The organism is Rhizobium sp. BR 314 (genome assembly GCF_047445805.1).
Classification (GTDB): Bacteria; Pseudomonadota; Alphaproteobacteria; order Rhizobiales; family Rhizobiaceae; genus Rhizobium; species Rhizobium lusitanum_B.
The window spans coordinates 81,783-94,412 of record NZ_JARWLA010000002.1; the positions used below are offsets into that span (position 1 = coordinate 81,783).

12 protein-coding genes are annotated in these 12,630 nt (G+C 60.0%); 7 read left to right on the forward strand and 5 right to left on the reverse strand.

Annotated elements, in window-relative coordinates:
• Positions 1-116: 116 nt before the first annotated feature.
• Both QD461_RS02910 and QD461_RS02915 read left to right on the forward strand, forming a co-directional pair.
• On the forward strand, positions 117-500 hold the full coding sequence (locus tag QD461_RS02910) for an antitoxin Xre/MbcA/ParS toxin-binding domain-containing protein (RefSeq protein WP_414086406.1): 384 nt from the start codon (positions 117-119) through the stop codon (positions 498-500).
• On the forward strand, positions 460-1,227 hold the full coding sequence (locus QD461_RS02915) for an RES family NAD+ phosphorylase (RefSeq protein ID WP_414086407.1): 768 nt from the start codon (positions 460-462) through the stop codon (positions 1,225-1,227). Before QD461_RS02910 ends, QD461_RS02915 begins: the two co-directional genes overlap by 41 nt.
• On the opposite strand, the gene QD461_RS02920 is transcribed toward QD461_RS02915, so the two are convergent.
• The gene (locus QD461_RS02920) at positions 1,214-1,660 is read right to left on the reverse strand and encodes a MarR family winged helix-turn-helix transcriptional regulator (RefSeq protein ID WP_414086408.1); all 447 of its coding nucleotides are present in this window, start codon (positions 1,658-1,660) and stop codon (positions 1,214-1,216) included. The two genes, QD461_RS02915 and QD461_RS02920, sit on opposite strands and share 14 nt — an antisense overlap.
• Before the next feature lie 71 nt (positions 1,661-1,731).
• Between QD461_RS02920 and QD461_RS02925 the strand changes: the two genes are divergently transcribed.
• Entirely contained in the window at positions 1,732-2,457 is a 726-nt protein-coding gene (locus QD461_RS02925) for a DUF899 domain-containing protein (RefSeq protein ID WP_414086409.1), read from the forward strand.
• Positions 2,458-2,674: 217 nt separating this feature from the next.
• The gene (locus QD461_RS02930) at positions 2,675-3,451 is read left to right on the forward strand and encodes a VOC family protein (RefSeq protein ID WP_414086410.1); all 777 of its coding nucleotides are present in this window, start codon (positions 2,675-2,677) and stop codon (positions 3,449-3,451) included.
• Positions 3,452-3,578: 127 nt separating this feature from the next.
• Here the strand turns inward: QD461_RS02930 and QD461_RS02935 are convergent, their stop codons facing one another.
• Positions 3,579-5,093, reverse strand: a complete 1,515-nt coding sequence (locus QD461_RS02935; RefSeq protein WP_414086411.1) for a helicase HerA-like C-terminal domain-containing protein — start codon at positions 5,091-5,093, stop codon at positions 3,579-3,581.
• 329 nt (positions 5,094-5,422) lie between these two features.
• On the opposite strand from QD461_RS02935, the gene QD461_RS02940 reads away from it, so the two are divergent.
• The 3 genes from QD461_RS02940 (at position 5,423) to QD461_RS02950 (ending at position 8,281) form a co-directional block, all read left to right on the forward strand.
• The gene (locus QD461_RS02940; RefSeq protein WP_414086412.1) at positions 5,423-5,818 is read left to right on the forward strand and encodes a hypothetical protein; all 396 of its coding nucleotides are present in this window, start codon (positions 5,423-5,425) and stop codon (positions 5,816-5,818) included.
• Positions 5,819-5,975: 157 nt separating this feature from the next.
• Positions 5,976-7,331 carry a metallophosphoesterase family protein gene (locus QD461_RS02945; protein ID WP_414086413.1) on the forward strand — a complete coding sequence of 452 codons (1,356 nt, stop codon included), beginning with the start codon at positions 5,976-5,978 and terminating at the stop codon, positions 7,329-7,331.
• Positions 7,332-7,417: 86 nt separating this feature from the next.
• The gene (locus tag QD461_RS02950) at positions 7,418-8,281 is read left to right on the forward strand and encodes a carbon-nitrogen hydrolase family protein (RefSeq protein ID WP_414086414.1); all 864 of its coding nucleotides are present in this window, start codon (positions 7,418-7,420) and stop codon (positions 8,279-8,281) included.
• A 49-nt stretch (positions 8,282-8,330) separates the two neighbouring features.
• Here the strand turns inward: QD461_RS02950 and zwf are convergent, their stop codons facing one another.
• From zwf to QD461_RS02965, 3 genes are all read right to left on the reverse strand, one after another.
• Positions 8,331-9,851 carry a glucose-6-phosphate dehydrogenase gene (gene zwf / locus QD461_RS02955; protein ID WP_414086415.1) on the reverse strand — a complete coding sequence of 507 codons (1,521 nt, stop codon included), beginning with the start codon at positions 9,849-9,851 and terminating at the stop codon, positions 8,331-8,333.
• A 228-nt stretch (positions 9,852-10,079) separates the two neighbouring features.
• Positions 10,080-10,850: a trans-aconitate 2-methyltransferase gene (gene tam / locus QD461_RS02960; protein WP_414086416.1), complete on the reverse strand. Its 771-nt coding sequence runs from the start codon at positions 10,848-10,850 to the stop codon at positions 10,080-10,082.
• Positions 10,851-10,864: 14 nt separating this feature from the next.
• Positions 10,865-12,424 carry a TerC family protein gene (locus tag QD461_RS02965; protein WP_414086694.1) on the reverse strand — a complete coding sequence of 520 codons (1,560 nt, stop codon included), beginning with the start codon at positions 12,422-12,424 and terminating at the stop codon, positions 10,865-10,867.
• Positions 12,425-12,630 lie beyond the last annotated feature (206 nt).

Consider the following 12,630-nt stretch of genomic DNA (forward strand, 5'->3'; position numbering starts at 1 on the left):
TCGTGTATGACGCCTGATAAGGCGAAATAAAACCGATCAGGAGCGGAGGCATAGCCTGCCGCTCCTTTTCTTTTGCAAGAAAGTTGCTATATCTTTTCTTGGGAAAGGATGCGGCTATGGCAAAAGCTCAAGCAATAAATCAAGCAAAGCCCGGCGAGGCGCTCGTCATCACCAAGGCGGTGGTCAATGCGGCCGAACGGCTTGGCTTGAACGCGCGCATACTGGCGGCGGTCATCGGGGTTTCGGAGGCGACAGTATCGCGCATGAAGCGGCAGGATCATCTTCTGGAGCGCGACAGCAAGCCGTTCGAGCTTGGTGTGCTTTTCGTTCGTCTCTTTCGCTCGCTGGATGCGATTGTTGGTGGTGACGAGACAGTGGCGCGACAGTGGCTGCGCAACGGCAATATCGCCTTTGCTGCCGCTCCCATCGACAAGATTACCTCGATTTCTGGTTTGACCGATGTCCTTGCCTATCTGGACGCCCGCCGCGCTCTCATCTGAGGGGAGGGCCATTTCCGACCGTTATTGGCGGCTGGTGGAATCGCAGCATCAGGTCTCGACGCTGAAACTTGTCGATACGCTGGAAGAGCAGGCGCTTCTCGAAAATCTGCTGGAGGAAAGCAAGCCGGTCCTGCCGCCGGAATGCGTCGGGCTCGACTATCTGCTCGCCACACCCTTTCGTTATGGCGCCATCTATCCCCATGGGTCGCGTTTTCGTCGGGCAGGTCGCACGCTCGGCGTTTTCTACGCCTCGGAGCAGGTGGAGACCGCTTTGGCGGAGATGAGTTTCTACAGATTGCTGTTCTTCCGCGACTCTCCGGACACGCCGCTGCCTGCCAACGCGGCCGAATATACCGCCTTCGCGGCGGCGATCGCCACGAAGGCGGTGATCGATCTCACCGCGCCTCCTTTGGATCGCGATCGTCAGCAATGGACCGATCCGGTAAACTATGAGGCATGCCAGTCGCTCGCAGAAGCGGCGCGGTCGGGCGGCATCGAGGCGATCCTCTATCGTTCTGTCCGAGACCCCAAAGGGGGCAGAAACATCGCATTGCTGACTGCCAAGGCTTTTTCGGCTCGGGAGCCGGTGGAGCGTCAGACCTGGCGCATTCGACTGTCGCGCGCCGGCGTGCAGGCGCTGTGCGAATTTCCCCGGCGCCGTATCGGCTTTGAACGGCAGGATTTCGAGGGTGATCCCAGGCTGTCGACTGAGTTCAGAGCAGAGTAGAGAGATCTCGGCGCAGCTGGTCGCCATTGCCGTCCGGCAGCCGCTCCTCAAGGGCGGCATGCGTCATCTTCCAGACCGGAACCGCAGCAGCAAGCGCTGCCTTGCCCGACGGTGTCAGGCTAAGGAGGCGCGCGCGCCGATCGTTCGGATTGGGCGCGATGCTGACCCATCCGCGCCGCTCCAGCGGCTTCAGCGCGGCCGTCAACGTCGTTTGGTCAATAGCCAGAAGTGCCGTGACCGATCCCATGGATGCCGGCGCAGGCCTGTTCAACGACATCATGAGGGAAAATTGGCCGTTGGTCAGTCCGAACGGTCTCAGCGCTTCATCAAAGCGCCGGGCTAGCGCGCGGGCTGCGCGCTGCACATGCAGGCAGAGGCAGGTGTCGCGCACTAACAGTGTGGTTTCAAAGGGGATTTCGACTGCGTTTGACATGGTTTATTAACATTGATATCAATGTATTTGTCAAGATTTGGGAATGAAAACGCCGGAGGAGGGCGCGGACAATGAACCAGGTCGTTTCCAGGGACGTGTGGCTCGAAGCCCGCCGTCAACTACTCGCCAGAGAGAAAGAAGCAACCCATCTGCGCGATCGCGTCAATGCGGAGCGCCTGGCTTTGCCTTGGGTAAAGGTCGACAAAGATTATATTTTCGACACGCCAGCTGGCAGGAAGACGCTCGCCGATCTCTTCGATGGCCGCAGCCAGCTGATCGTCTATCATTTCATGCTCGGTCCCGATTGGGATGCCGGCTGCACCGGCTGCTCCTTCCTTGCCGATCATTTCGACGGGGCGCTTCCCCATCTCAACCATCATGACGTGACGCTGGTCGCCGTCTCGCGTGCGCCGCTGGAGAAGGTGGACGCCTACAAGAAGCGCATGGGCTGGGGCTTCCCCTGGGTGTCGTCCTTCTCGAACGATTTCAACTTCGACTATCACGTTTCTTTCTCGAAGGAGCAGCTTGCCGGCGAGACGGTCTTCTACAACTTCACGCCGATGGATGCGGCCGAAGGGTATGATGAGCTTCCGGGTCTCAGTTCTTTCTACAAGGACGAATCCGGCAATATCTTCCATACCTATTCGAGCTATGCGCGTGGCCCCGAGGAACTGATCGGTACGCTGATGATCCTCGACCGGGCGCCGAAGGGTCGCAACGAGAGCAGCACAATGAATTTCGTGCGCCGCCATGACGAATATGAGGATGCTGCCAAGGCGCATTCCTGCTGCCATTGATGTATAATGGCGCGGCTTGGCGCAAGTTGCAGCAGGGCGGGGTTGATGCATTGCCCGTTCTGCCTAGTTGTAGCTGATGCGCGTCTGCCGAAGACTGACGAACCGGCCGATGGATCATCGTTTCGTCGTCACGTTTATCGGCGATGATGAGTTTGCGCTGAGAGCCGGCTCAGGATGAGACCGATAATGCAACAATCATAATAGGGAGAGAGCTTCGATGGCTGAGAAGGGATATTTCGTCTGGTACGAGTTGATGACAACGGACATGAAGGCGGCGGAAGCCTTCTATAGCAAGGTTGTCGGCTGGGATGCCGCTGACGCCGGAATGCCTGATGTCGGAATGGACTACACGCTCTTCAGCGCCGGCGCCGGCCCCGTCGCCGGATTGATGATCCTGCCGCAAGAGGCGAAAGCCATGGGCACGCCGCCTTGCTGGACCGGCTATATCGGCGTTCCCGACGTCGACGAAGCCACCAAGACGGTCGTTGGCAAGGGCGGCAAGACCTATCGTGAGCCGACGGATATTCCGGGCGTGGGTAGGTTCTCCGTTGTCTCCGATCCCTATGGCGCGGCCTTCTGCCTGTTTACGCCGCTACCGGGCCAGGATTGGGAGCCCGCAGCCCCTGCGACACCGGGATATTTCGGCTGGCACGAACTTTATTCCGGCGACGGTCCGAAGGCTTTCGATTTCTATAGCGAGATGTTCGGGTGGGAACTGAGCTCCGATTTCGATATGGGCACGATGGGCAAGTACAAGATCTTCAAGATCGGCGATCGCGACTTCGGCGGCATCATGACCAAGCCGGCAGAAATGCCGATGGCCGCCTGGAATTTCTACATCAACGTTCCGGCGATCGACGCGGCAATCGCGCGCATCACCGAAGGCGGCGGCACGATCGTCAATGGTCCCATGGAAGTCCCCGGCGGCAGCTGGATCGTCCAGGCGACCGACCCGCAGGGAGCGTTCTTCTCGCTCGTCGCGCCGGTGCGCTGATCTCCACCCTCCCCTTGAGGGGGAGGGTCGGCCCGTAGGGCCGGGGTGGGGTGATCCCCAGGTTTGCGGCATGTCACCCCGCCCGCCGCTTGGTCGTGATCTTCTCCGTCAAGGGGGAGGTGTCGACTTACCTCTTGAAACTGCCGAGGATGCCTCGCACGATGGCGCGGCCTACCTGCGTGGCGACCGTGCGCGCCACGCTTTTCAGTGCAGCTTCCATGATCGTCTCCCGCTGGTAGCCCGAGCGACCACGGCCGGCCGGCTTATTGCTGTCTCCGCCAAAGCCGGGCAGCGTCCAGCCATCGCCTGCGTTGCCGCTCTGCTGCTCGGAAGCCTTGCGGGCGCGCTCGGTCAGGATCTCATAGGCGGATTCTCGATCGATCGTTTGGTCGTAGATGCCTGCCACCGGGCTGGCATGCATGACGGCCTGACGCTCCGTATCGTTAAGCGGGCCGATGCGGCCGGCAGGCGGCCGGATCAGTGTGCGCTCGACGATCGATGGCGCACCCTTGCCCTCCAGCATCGACACCAGTGCTTCGCCGGTGCCGAGCGTCGTGATGACTTCGGCGCAATCGAAGGCGGGATTGGGCCGGAAAGTGGAGGCTGCCGTCTGCACGGCTTTCTGCTCGCGCGGCGTATAGGCGCGCAGGGCATGCTGGACGCGATTGCCAAGCTGGGCCAGCACGGTTTCGGGCACATCGAGCGGGTTTTGGGTGACGAAATAGACGCCGACGCCCTTGGAGCGGATCAGGCGCACCACTTGCTCGACGCGCTCGATCAGCACTTTCGGCGCATCGTTGAAGAGCAGGTGCGCTTCATCGAAGAAGAAGACCAGCCTCGGCTTTTCCGGATCGCCCACCTCGGGCAGTTCCTCGAACAGTTCCGACAGCAGCCACAGCAGGAAGGTCGCATAGAGCCTCGGGTTCATCATCAGCTTGTCGGCCGCAAGCACGGAAACCTGGCCGTATCCGTCGTTGCTGACCCGCATGATGTCGGAGATCTTCAGGGCGGGTTCGCCGAAGAAGTTTTCCGCACCCTGCTGTTCCAGCACGAGCATTGCACGCTGGATCGAGCCGACTGAGGATTTTGAGATCAGGCCATATTTGCTGGAAAGCTCGCTGGCATTGTCGCCCATATAGTTCAACAGCGCCTGCAGATCCTTGAGATCCAGCAGCGCCAGGCCATTTTCGTCGGCAATCTTGAAGGCGATGTTGAGCACTCCTTCCTGCGCTTCGGAAGCATCCATCAATCGTGCCAGCAAAAGCGGTCCCATCTCGGCGATGGTCGCGCGAACGCGGTGGCCCTTCTCGCCATAGAGATCCCAGAAGATGACCGGAAACTGATCGAACTCATAAGGCGAAAGGCCAATTTCCTCGGCACGCTTCAGCAGGAAATCCTTGGCTTCGCCTTTGACGGCAATGCCGGAGAGATCGCCCTTGATATCAGCGCAAAAGACAGGCACGCCGGCCTTGGAAAAGCCTTCCGCCAATACCTGGAGAGTCACCGTCTTGCCGGTGCCGGTGGCGCCGGTGACGAGGCCGTGGCGGTTGCCGAATTTCAGCGTCAGGAACTCGTCCTTATTGATGCTTTCATCCGGATGGCGGCTCGCGCCGACGAAAATCTGTCCATCCTGCTGCGGCATGGTGTCGTCCCCCTTAGAGCATGATGCCGAAAAGTGTCACCGGTTTTCGGATGACATCATGCTCTACCTATTTGATTCCAGAACCGGATGATTTTGGATCGATTCGATCCAAAATCATCCGGTTCCAGGGCGGCGGCACAGCAACCCTTTTGGGGCTGCAAGGGCCATTCATCGATTTGTCCTGACACTGTTATAAGAACTCGAACGAAGGGGGACAACCATTCGCGTCACGGTTCCGCTTCTGGTAGAATGACGGTGCCCGGCGCGGCTTGTGTCGGCTGCTTCATTGAGTTACGTTGACGTTAACGTCGTAAAGGCAGGAGGCCACAGTGAACGAAGTTATTGATCAGATCGCGACCAAAGCCGGCATCGCTCCGGACCTCGCGGAGAAGGCCGTCGGCATGATCCTCGGCTTCCTGCAGCGCGAAGCTCCGGAAGGCCCCGTTACCAAGATGATCGAATCCTTCCCCGGCGCAACTGATCTGGTCGCCCAGTACGGCGGTGACGCCTCGGGTGGCGGCGGTCTTCTCGGCGGTCTCTTGAACGCGGTTGGCGCCGGCGGTGGGATCATGGGCCTCGGCCAGCAGCTGATGAGCACCGGCCTCGGCATGGGCGATATCACCTCGCTCGCCAAGGAAACGGTTGCGACCGCCCGGCAATATGCCGGCAACGATGTTGTGGACCAGGTGGTGAATTCCGTTCCAGGCCTCAGCCAGTTCATCTGACGCCAAGCAAGGGCCTTCTCGTTTCGCGAGGGGCTGGCTCGGCAAACCTTACCTTGCGAATTGGCGGGTCCGGTTCGCAGTACTGGTTTTGATTGCTTCAATTCTCCGGCCTTCGCTCCTCTAGGGGCGAGGGTCGTCCTTTTTAGGGAGAACGTTGATGTCTGTCGGCCTCATCCGCTCGCTTGTGCCCGCCGGCCCAGGTCACCAGTTCGTTCTTTACGGTGATTCCTGTTCGGGCGTTCCGGGCGCGTTGCATGAAAGAACCTTCGCCGCTGTCAACGCAGTGTTGCGGCGGCTTGATCCGCCGCCTGAATTTATTCTATTTCCCGGCGACGAGATCATCGGCCTCACGCCCGATCCGGACGAGCTGCGTGCACAATGGCGGCATTGGCTCGACCATGAGATGGCTTGGCTTGATCGCGATCAGACGCCGCTCTGGCACACGACAAGCAACCACACGACCTACGACGAAATGAGCGAAAGGATTTTCCGCGAGGTGCTCCGCCTGCCGGAAAATGGGCCGCTGGGGCAGGAGGGGCTATCCTATTGGGTTCGGCGCGGCGACCTGCTGTTGGTCTTCGTCCATACGTTGTGGACTGGTTTGGGTGGTGAGGGCCATGTCGAAACCGAGTGGCTGGAGGCGACATTGAGGGCGCATGCCGACGCGAGACATAAAATCGTTCTCGGCCATCATCCCGTTTTCCCGGTCAACGGCTACTCCGGCACTTATCAGCGTGAGATCGGTCACGAATATGCAACGCCTTTCTGGGATATTCTCGTGGAAGCGGATGTCCTGGCTTATGTTTGTAGCCATATGCTCGCCTTCGACGTTCAGGTTCATCGCGGCGTTCTACAGCTTTGTACGGCAGGCGCCGGAACGGCGCACAGGATGCCGGAAGGTGTGGAATATCTTCATTGCGTTCAGGCGGCACTGGATGCGGAAGGATTGCGCTATCAGGTGCTGGACACGGACGGCTTGGTCCGTGAACGGTTGCAATGGCCTTTCAAGCCAGTCGGAACTTCGCGGGAGCTATCGCCCGGATTGCATGATGTCGGCTTCGGTGGCTTGAAGGGTGCCGATTATATCGTCCAGCTCAAGATCACCGGACATATGGCGGATGGGTCATATGCGCCGGCGCAGACCTTGTTCTCCCTTTTCGATTCTCATAGCGCCGCCAAGCTATGGCTCGGGCTGCGCGGCCCGCGTCAGACACTGACCTTGGTCCTTGGCCGCGATCCCGGCCGCAGTCCGCACTATTGGTTCGGACCGGATCTCTCACCTGGAAAGGCGCTCGACATCGACATTGCTCTGCATGCCGGCATGGGGCCGGGTGGTATGCTCTATAGGATGCGGGCCGATCACGGATGGAGTTCATTCTGTGGGGCTTCCGCAACGGGTCTGGAGCATACTGTCTGGCCGGAACGATGGAGCGTCGGGCATGGTCAAGGCGGCGCGGCGGACCGCCCCTTCATGGGTAGCGGGCTGAGCATTAAAGTCGGATACAAATGTTAGCGCAGCGCCAGCCGTGTGCCGTCCATTGCCATCTCGGACTCTGCTAAGCTCTGAGCAGCGCGAGTCGGGCGCCGAGAGGTATTGGCATGGCGAAATGGGATGGTGCCTATACCTGGCATAAGCGGCCATCAGCCGTTGGCGCGCCGGACCGGCTGCGGGTGGCGACAGCGCAAATTCCTGTTGGCCACGATATTGCAGAAAATGTCGCCAGGATGCGGTCGCTCATCGAGGCAGCGGCAAAGGCCAGTGCAGATATCGTGCATTTCCCAGAATGTGCATTGTCCGGTTATGGTTCGGCCAATTGGCCCGAATGGGCCGGCTTCGATTGGGGCGCCCTTCATACGGCGCTGGAGGCCGTCCGATCAGCGGCGCGGACCTATCGTGTCTGGGTCGTGACCGGCTCGGTCCATCGTGACGAAGCCACCGACAAGAAATTTAATTCGATCTATGTCGTGGATCGCGAGGGTAATCTCGTCGGCCGCTATGACAAGCGCTGCTGCTCGACCAACGACTTGCGCGCTTTCGAACTGGGTCACCACCAGCTTGTCGTGGATATCGACGGCGTCGCCTGTGGCTTCCTGATTTGCCGCGACTGGGGTTTCAATGAACTCTGGCGGGACTATGAGGGGCGCGTCGAATTGATCTTTCATTCCGCATGCTCCGACGGGCATGGACGGGACAAGAATGAAACATTCACGATACCGGCGTTGATGCAGGCCTATGGCAGGCAATATCTGTATGCGATCAGTTCAGCCAATTCGTGCCGGCAAGGTCAGGACTATCCGAGCTTTTGGATCGAGCGCGGCGGCTATATGGGCGGCCAGGCAGCCCGACACGAAGTTGGATTCACGGTCAACGCACTTGCCGATGATCCGGAACAGGATCGTTTCTTCATCGCCGTGCTGGAAGCCCGTCGGGCTGAGCGAGTTCTGTACGGGCTGGCCGACTAGGAGTTAAACAGGCTGGTATCGATACCCACCGATACTCGCCCTCTCAACCTCAAACTCTCTTGCCGCTCGAGGCCCCGTCGATCTGATGCCACTTGCGGCCGTCGCGTTCGATGAGTTCGTCGGCGCAGGCCGGGCCTGAGCTGCCGGGAGCATAAGGGTCGGGCTTGCCGCCTTCGGCCCAGAGATCGAGGAAGGGCTGCACGGCCGCCCAGCCTGCCTCGATGCCGTCGGCGCGCTGGAAGAGGGTCTGGTCGCCAACGAAAAGTTCGTAGAACAGGCTTTCGTAGCCGGTCTGCTTGCCGATGTCGAAATTGTCGGCATAGCGGAAGTCGAGTGAAACCGGCGCGGTTTTCAGCACCAGCCCCGGTGATTTGATCGAGATTTCCATATCCAGCCCTTCGTCGGGCTGGACCTGGATGATCAGCCTGTTCGGAGGCAGCTCCGGTTGGGTGCCGTGGCGGGGGAATTGCGCAAAGGGTACCTGGCGGAAGGTGATGACCACTTCCGTATCGCGCGCCTTCATCGCCTTGCCGGTGCGCAGATAGAACGGTACGCCCGCCCAGCGCCAGGTGTCGACGAGAAGCTTCAGCGCCACGAAGGTTTCGGTATTGCTATCGGGAGATACATCCGGCGTCTGGGTAAAGGCCGGCAGATCGCGGCCGGCGATCGGGCCGGCCATATAGGCGCCGCGCACGCCGTTTTGGGCTGCTTCTTCGCGCGAATAGGCGCGCAGGGCTTTCAGCACCTTGCCTTTTTCGTTGCGGATCGATTCCGCATCGAAGCTGTTCGGCGGCTCCATTGCCACCATGGCCAGCAGCTGGAAGAGATGGTTCGGGACCATGTCGCGCAGCGCGCCGGTCGCGTCATAGAATTTGCCGCGGGTGCCGACATCGACAAGCTCGGCCGCCGTGATCTGCACGTGGTCGATATAGTTGTTGTTCCACAAGGCTTCGATCATCATGTTGGCGAAGCGCGTCGTCATGATGTTCTGGACCGTTTCCTTGCCGAGGAAATGGTCGATGCGGTAGATCTGGCTTTCGTGGACATGATTAAGCAGCCGCGCATTTAGGGCCTGCGCCGAGGCAAGATCGTGGCCGAAGGGCTTCTCGATTGCGATGCGGCGGAAGGCGCCGGTCGCCTCGTTCATCAGCCCGTTCTCGGATAGCTTTTCGGCGATGTCGCCAAAGAATTGCGGCGGTACGGCGAAATAGAACGCCGCATTGGCGCTTGGTGCATTCGATAGGTAATCGGCGATTTGTTTGTAGACGCCGTTCTGCGTGAAATCGCCAGAGATATAGCTGATGCGCTTGCTCAGGCTCTGCCACGCGGCCTGACGCTGTGGATCATCCATGTCGCCGGAGGTCTTGAGGAAGGCTTCCAGCCGCCCCAGCAGCATGTCCACGCCGCCGGTCTCGATGCCGACGCCGAGGATGTGCAGATCCTCTCCCACAAGCCCGCTGCGGGTCATGTTGATCAGCGTCGGGATAAGCAGGCGCCGGGTGAGATCGCCAGCGGCGCCGAAGATTACGAATGTCAGTGGCGGGGCGGGTGCGACGTCGGGGGTGGTCATGAGCACTTCTCCTTGCGGCGGCCATAAAGGGGGCTTCTGGACGACATCGACTATCTCCTCGGAGCTATTGCTGTTTCAGCTTTGGCTGCTGCAGTTCTACTGCATAATTCCTTAAATCGAAATCGATTTAGGGACAAAATTATGCAGCAGATTTAACGTGTTACAGCGACCTTTGCACGCCAGATGTGGCGCGCGGCGCCGTCGGCAGACTTTGGGGGAGGGAGTATCCTACTTCTTAACGGCGATCATGAAGAGCCGGGGAAAGCGCAAAAGCACCTTGCCATCGGCCAGCGGCGGATAGGCATTCTCGATATGCTTCAGATACTCGGCGGTGAAAGCATCGCGATGCTCGGCGCCGGCATGGTCGAGATAGGGGCGCAGGCCCGTGCCCTTCACCCATTCGACGATCGCAGCCGCATTTTCCAGCGCGTGATTGTAGTTGGTGTGCCAGATATCGACCCGAGCCGATTTGCCGATCAGCCTGTTATAGTAGACCGAGGGGGCGGGAAGCGGATTGCGGCGCACGCTCTTCTTGGCAAAGGCTTGGCTCCATGGACCGCTCTTGCCGGTTTCCTCCATCATAAGATGGCTCGGCTCGTTCAGATTGTCCGGCATTTGCACGGCAAGCACGCCGCCCGGCTTCAGGCCATCCATTAAATGGTCGAGAATATCGAGATGGTTCGGCAGCCACTGAAAGACGGCATTGGCAAAGAGCAGGTCGACAGGCTTCCCGGGACGCCAGGTCGTGAGATCGGCTTTGGCGAAGACCGTGCCCGGCATGCGCTTGCGCGCCGCTTCCAGCATGTTGTCGTCGCTATCGAGGCCAGAGACGCCGGCGGCACCGTATCGCTCGACGATCAGTTCCGTCGAATTGCCTGGGCCGCAACCGAGGTCGATCGCTCGCTCGACGCTTGCCAGCGGCACCTGCGCCAGGAGATCCCGCGCCGGGCGCGTGCGTTCATCCTCGAATTTCACGTACTGGCCAGCAGACCATGCCATGAGTCTATCCTCTTCTAGATTGCATATTCCAACGGTTGGATCCGCACCTTGTCGATATTTCGGCCATTGAGTTTGACCACTTCAAAGGCCAGTCGGCCGGAGTTGAAGCGCTCGCCTTCGTGCGGAAAATGGCCGAGGCCCCACAGGATGAATCCGGCAAGCGTCGAGTAGCGATCGGTTTCGTCAACAAGATCGATGCCGACCAGCTTGGAGAGATGGCGAATGTCGATCCAGCCGTCGACAGTCAGCGCCCCATCCTCGCCCTTGTCGATCGTCAGCCGCTCATCCTCCTCGTCGGGGAATTCGCCGGCGATTGCCTCGAAGAGATCCGTCGTCGTCACCAGTCCTTCGATCTCGCCATATTCGTCCAAGACCAGCGCCATCGCTTGGTTTGTCTGGCGCAACCGCTCCATGAGCTTGAGAACGTTGATGCTCTCGTGCACGGCGAGCGGCTGGCGGATCGAGCGTTCCACATCGATCTCGCCCTTTTCCATGAGGTCGCGCAGGACGTCGCGTGCGCTGGCGGTGCCCACGAAATCGTCGAGGCTGCCGCGCACGACCGGAAAGCGCGAATGACCCATCTCGATGACGCGGCGCTGCTGTTCTGCCCGCGGTTTGTCGAGATCCAACCAGGCGATATCAGTACGCGGCGTCATGATCGAGCGGACCGAACGGTCGGCAAGCGTCAGCACGCCATGGATCATATCCTTCTCCTCGGTGGAGAACACTTCTTCGCTGACGGTCTGCTCGGCTCTCGTCTCGGCGGGCTCGCCGAGCGTACCCTGCGGTCGTTTGGCGCCGAGAAGTCCGAGCACGGCGTCGGCGGTGCGATTGCGGATATTGCTCGGCGTGATCAGCCGCTCCTTGTTGCGGCGGGCGAGCTGGTTCAGCGTTTCGATGATGATCGAGAAACCGATGGCGGCATAGAGATAGCCCTTCGGCACATGGAAGCCGAAGCCTTCCACCACCAGCGAGAAGCCGATCATCATCAGGAAGCCGAGGCAGAGGATGACCACGGTCGGATGTTTCGAAACGAAGGCCATCAGCGGCCTCGAGAGGAACAGCATGACGGCGACCGCGACGATGACGGCGACCATCATGATTGAGAGTTCCTGCACCATGCCCACGGCCGTGATGACGCTGTCGAGCGAGAAGATCGCGTCAAGCACGACGATCTGCACGATCACTTGCCAGAAGACGGCGTGGACGAGCTTCTTCTCGCCCTGCGCCTCATGTCCTTCCAGTCGCTCGTGCAGCTCCATCGTGCCCTTGAACAGCAGGAACAGGCCGCCGAAAATCAGGATGAGATCGCGGCCGGAGAGACCGAAGCCCCAGACGGAGATCAGCGGCGTCGTCAGCGTCACGACCCACGCGATGGAGGCAAGCAGCGCGAGGCGGATGATCAGCGCCAGCGCCAGGCCGATCATGCGGGCGGCGTCGCGCTGGTGCGGCGGCAGCTTATCGGCCAGAATCGCAATGAAGACGAGATTGTCGATACCGAGAACAATCTCGAGAACGATCAGGGTAGCAAGACCGATCCAGGCGGAGGGGTCGGATAGCCAGTCGAAGATCATCAATGTGCAAGCTTGGCGCCGGCCGTGACGGGCCCGCCAATTCTTTCCTTCTGTTTGTCGAGTGAGATGCCGCGCGCCAATGCTATCGCGCGGCTGGTACAGCCGTCGCTATCCGGATCGCTATTTGTCGGGCCGGTTTTCCTGGAGCAGGAACTATGAGGCTCGCTATCGGGCATGGGCGGCAATCTGGGCACGAAATGACATTT

Coding starts and splice junctions, on each gene's coding strand:
- QD461_RS02910 (WP_414086406.1), top strand. CDS start 117: ATGGCAAAAGCTCAAGCAATAAATCAAGCAAAGCCCGGCGAGGCGCTC.
- QD461_RS02915 (WP_414086407.1), top strand. CDS start 460: ATGTCCTTGCCTATCTGGACGCCCGCCGCGCTCTCATCTGAGGGGAGG.
- QD461_RS02920 (WP_414086408.1), bottom strand. CDS start 1,660: ATGTCAAACGCAGTCGAAATCCCCTTTGAAACCACACTGTTAGTGCGC.
- QD461_RS02925 (WP_414086409.1), top strand. CDS start 1,732: ATGAACCAGGTCGTTTCCAGGGACGTGTGGCTCGAAGCCCGCCGTCAA.
- QD461_RS02930 (WP_414086410.1), top strand. CDS start 2,675: ATGGCTGAGAAGGGATATTTCGTCTGGTACGAGTTGATGACAACGGAC.
- QD461_RS02935 (WP_414086411.1), bottom strand. CDS start 5,093: ATGCCGCAGCAGGATGGACAGATTTTCGTCGGCGCGAGCCGCCATCCG.
- QD461_RS02945 (WP_414086413.1), top strand. CDS start 5,976: ATGTCTGTCGGCCTCATCCGCTCGCTTGTGCCCGCCGGCCCAGGTCAC.
- QD461_RS02950 (WP_414086414.1), top strand. CDS start 7,418: ATGGCGAAATGGGATGGTGCCTATACCTGGCATAAGCGGCCATCAGCC.
- zwf (WP_414086415.1), bottom strand. CDS start 9,851: ATGACCACCCCCGACGTCGCACCCGCCCCGCCACTGACATTCGTAATC.
- tam (WP_414086416.1), bottom strand. CDS start 10,850: ATGGCATGGTCTGCTGGCCAGTACGTGAAATTCGAGGATGAACGCACG.
- QD461_RS02965 (WP_414086694.1), bottom strand. CDS start 12,424: ATGATCTTCGACTGGCTATCCGACCCCTCCGCCTGGATCGGTCTTGCT.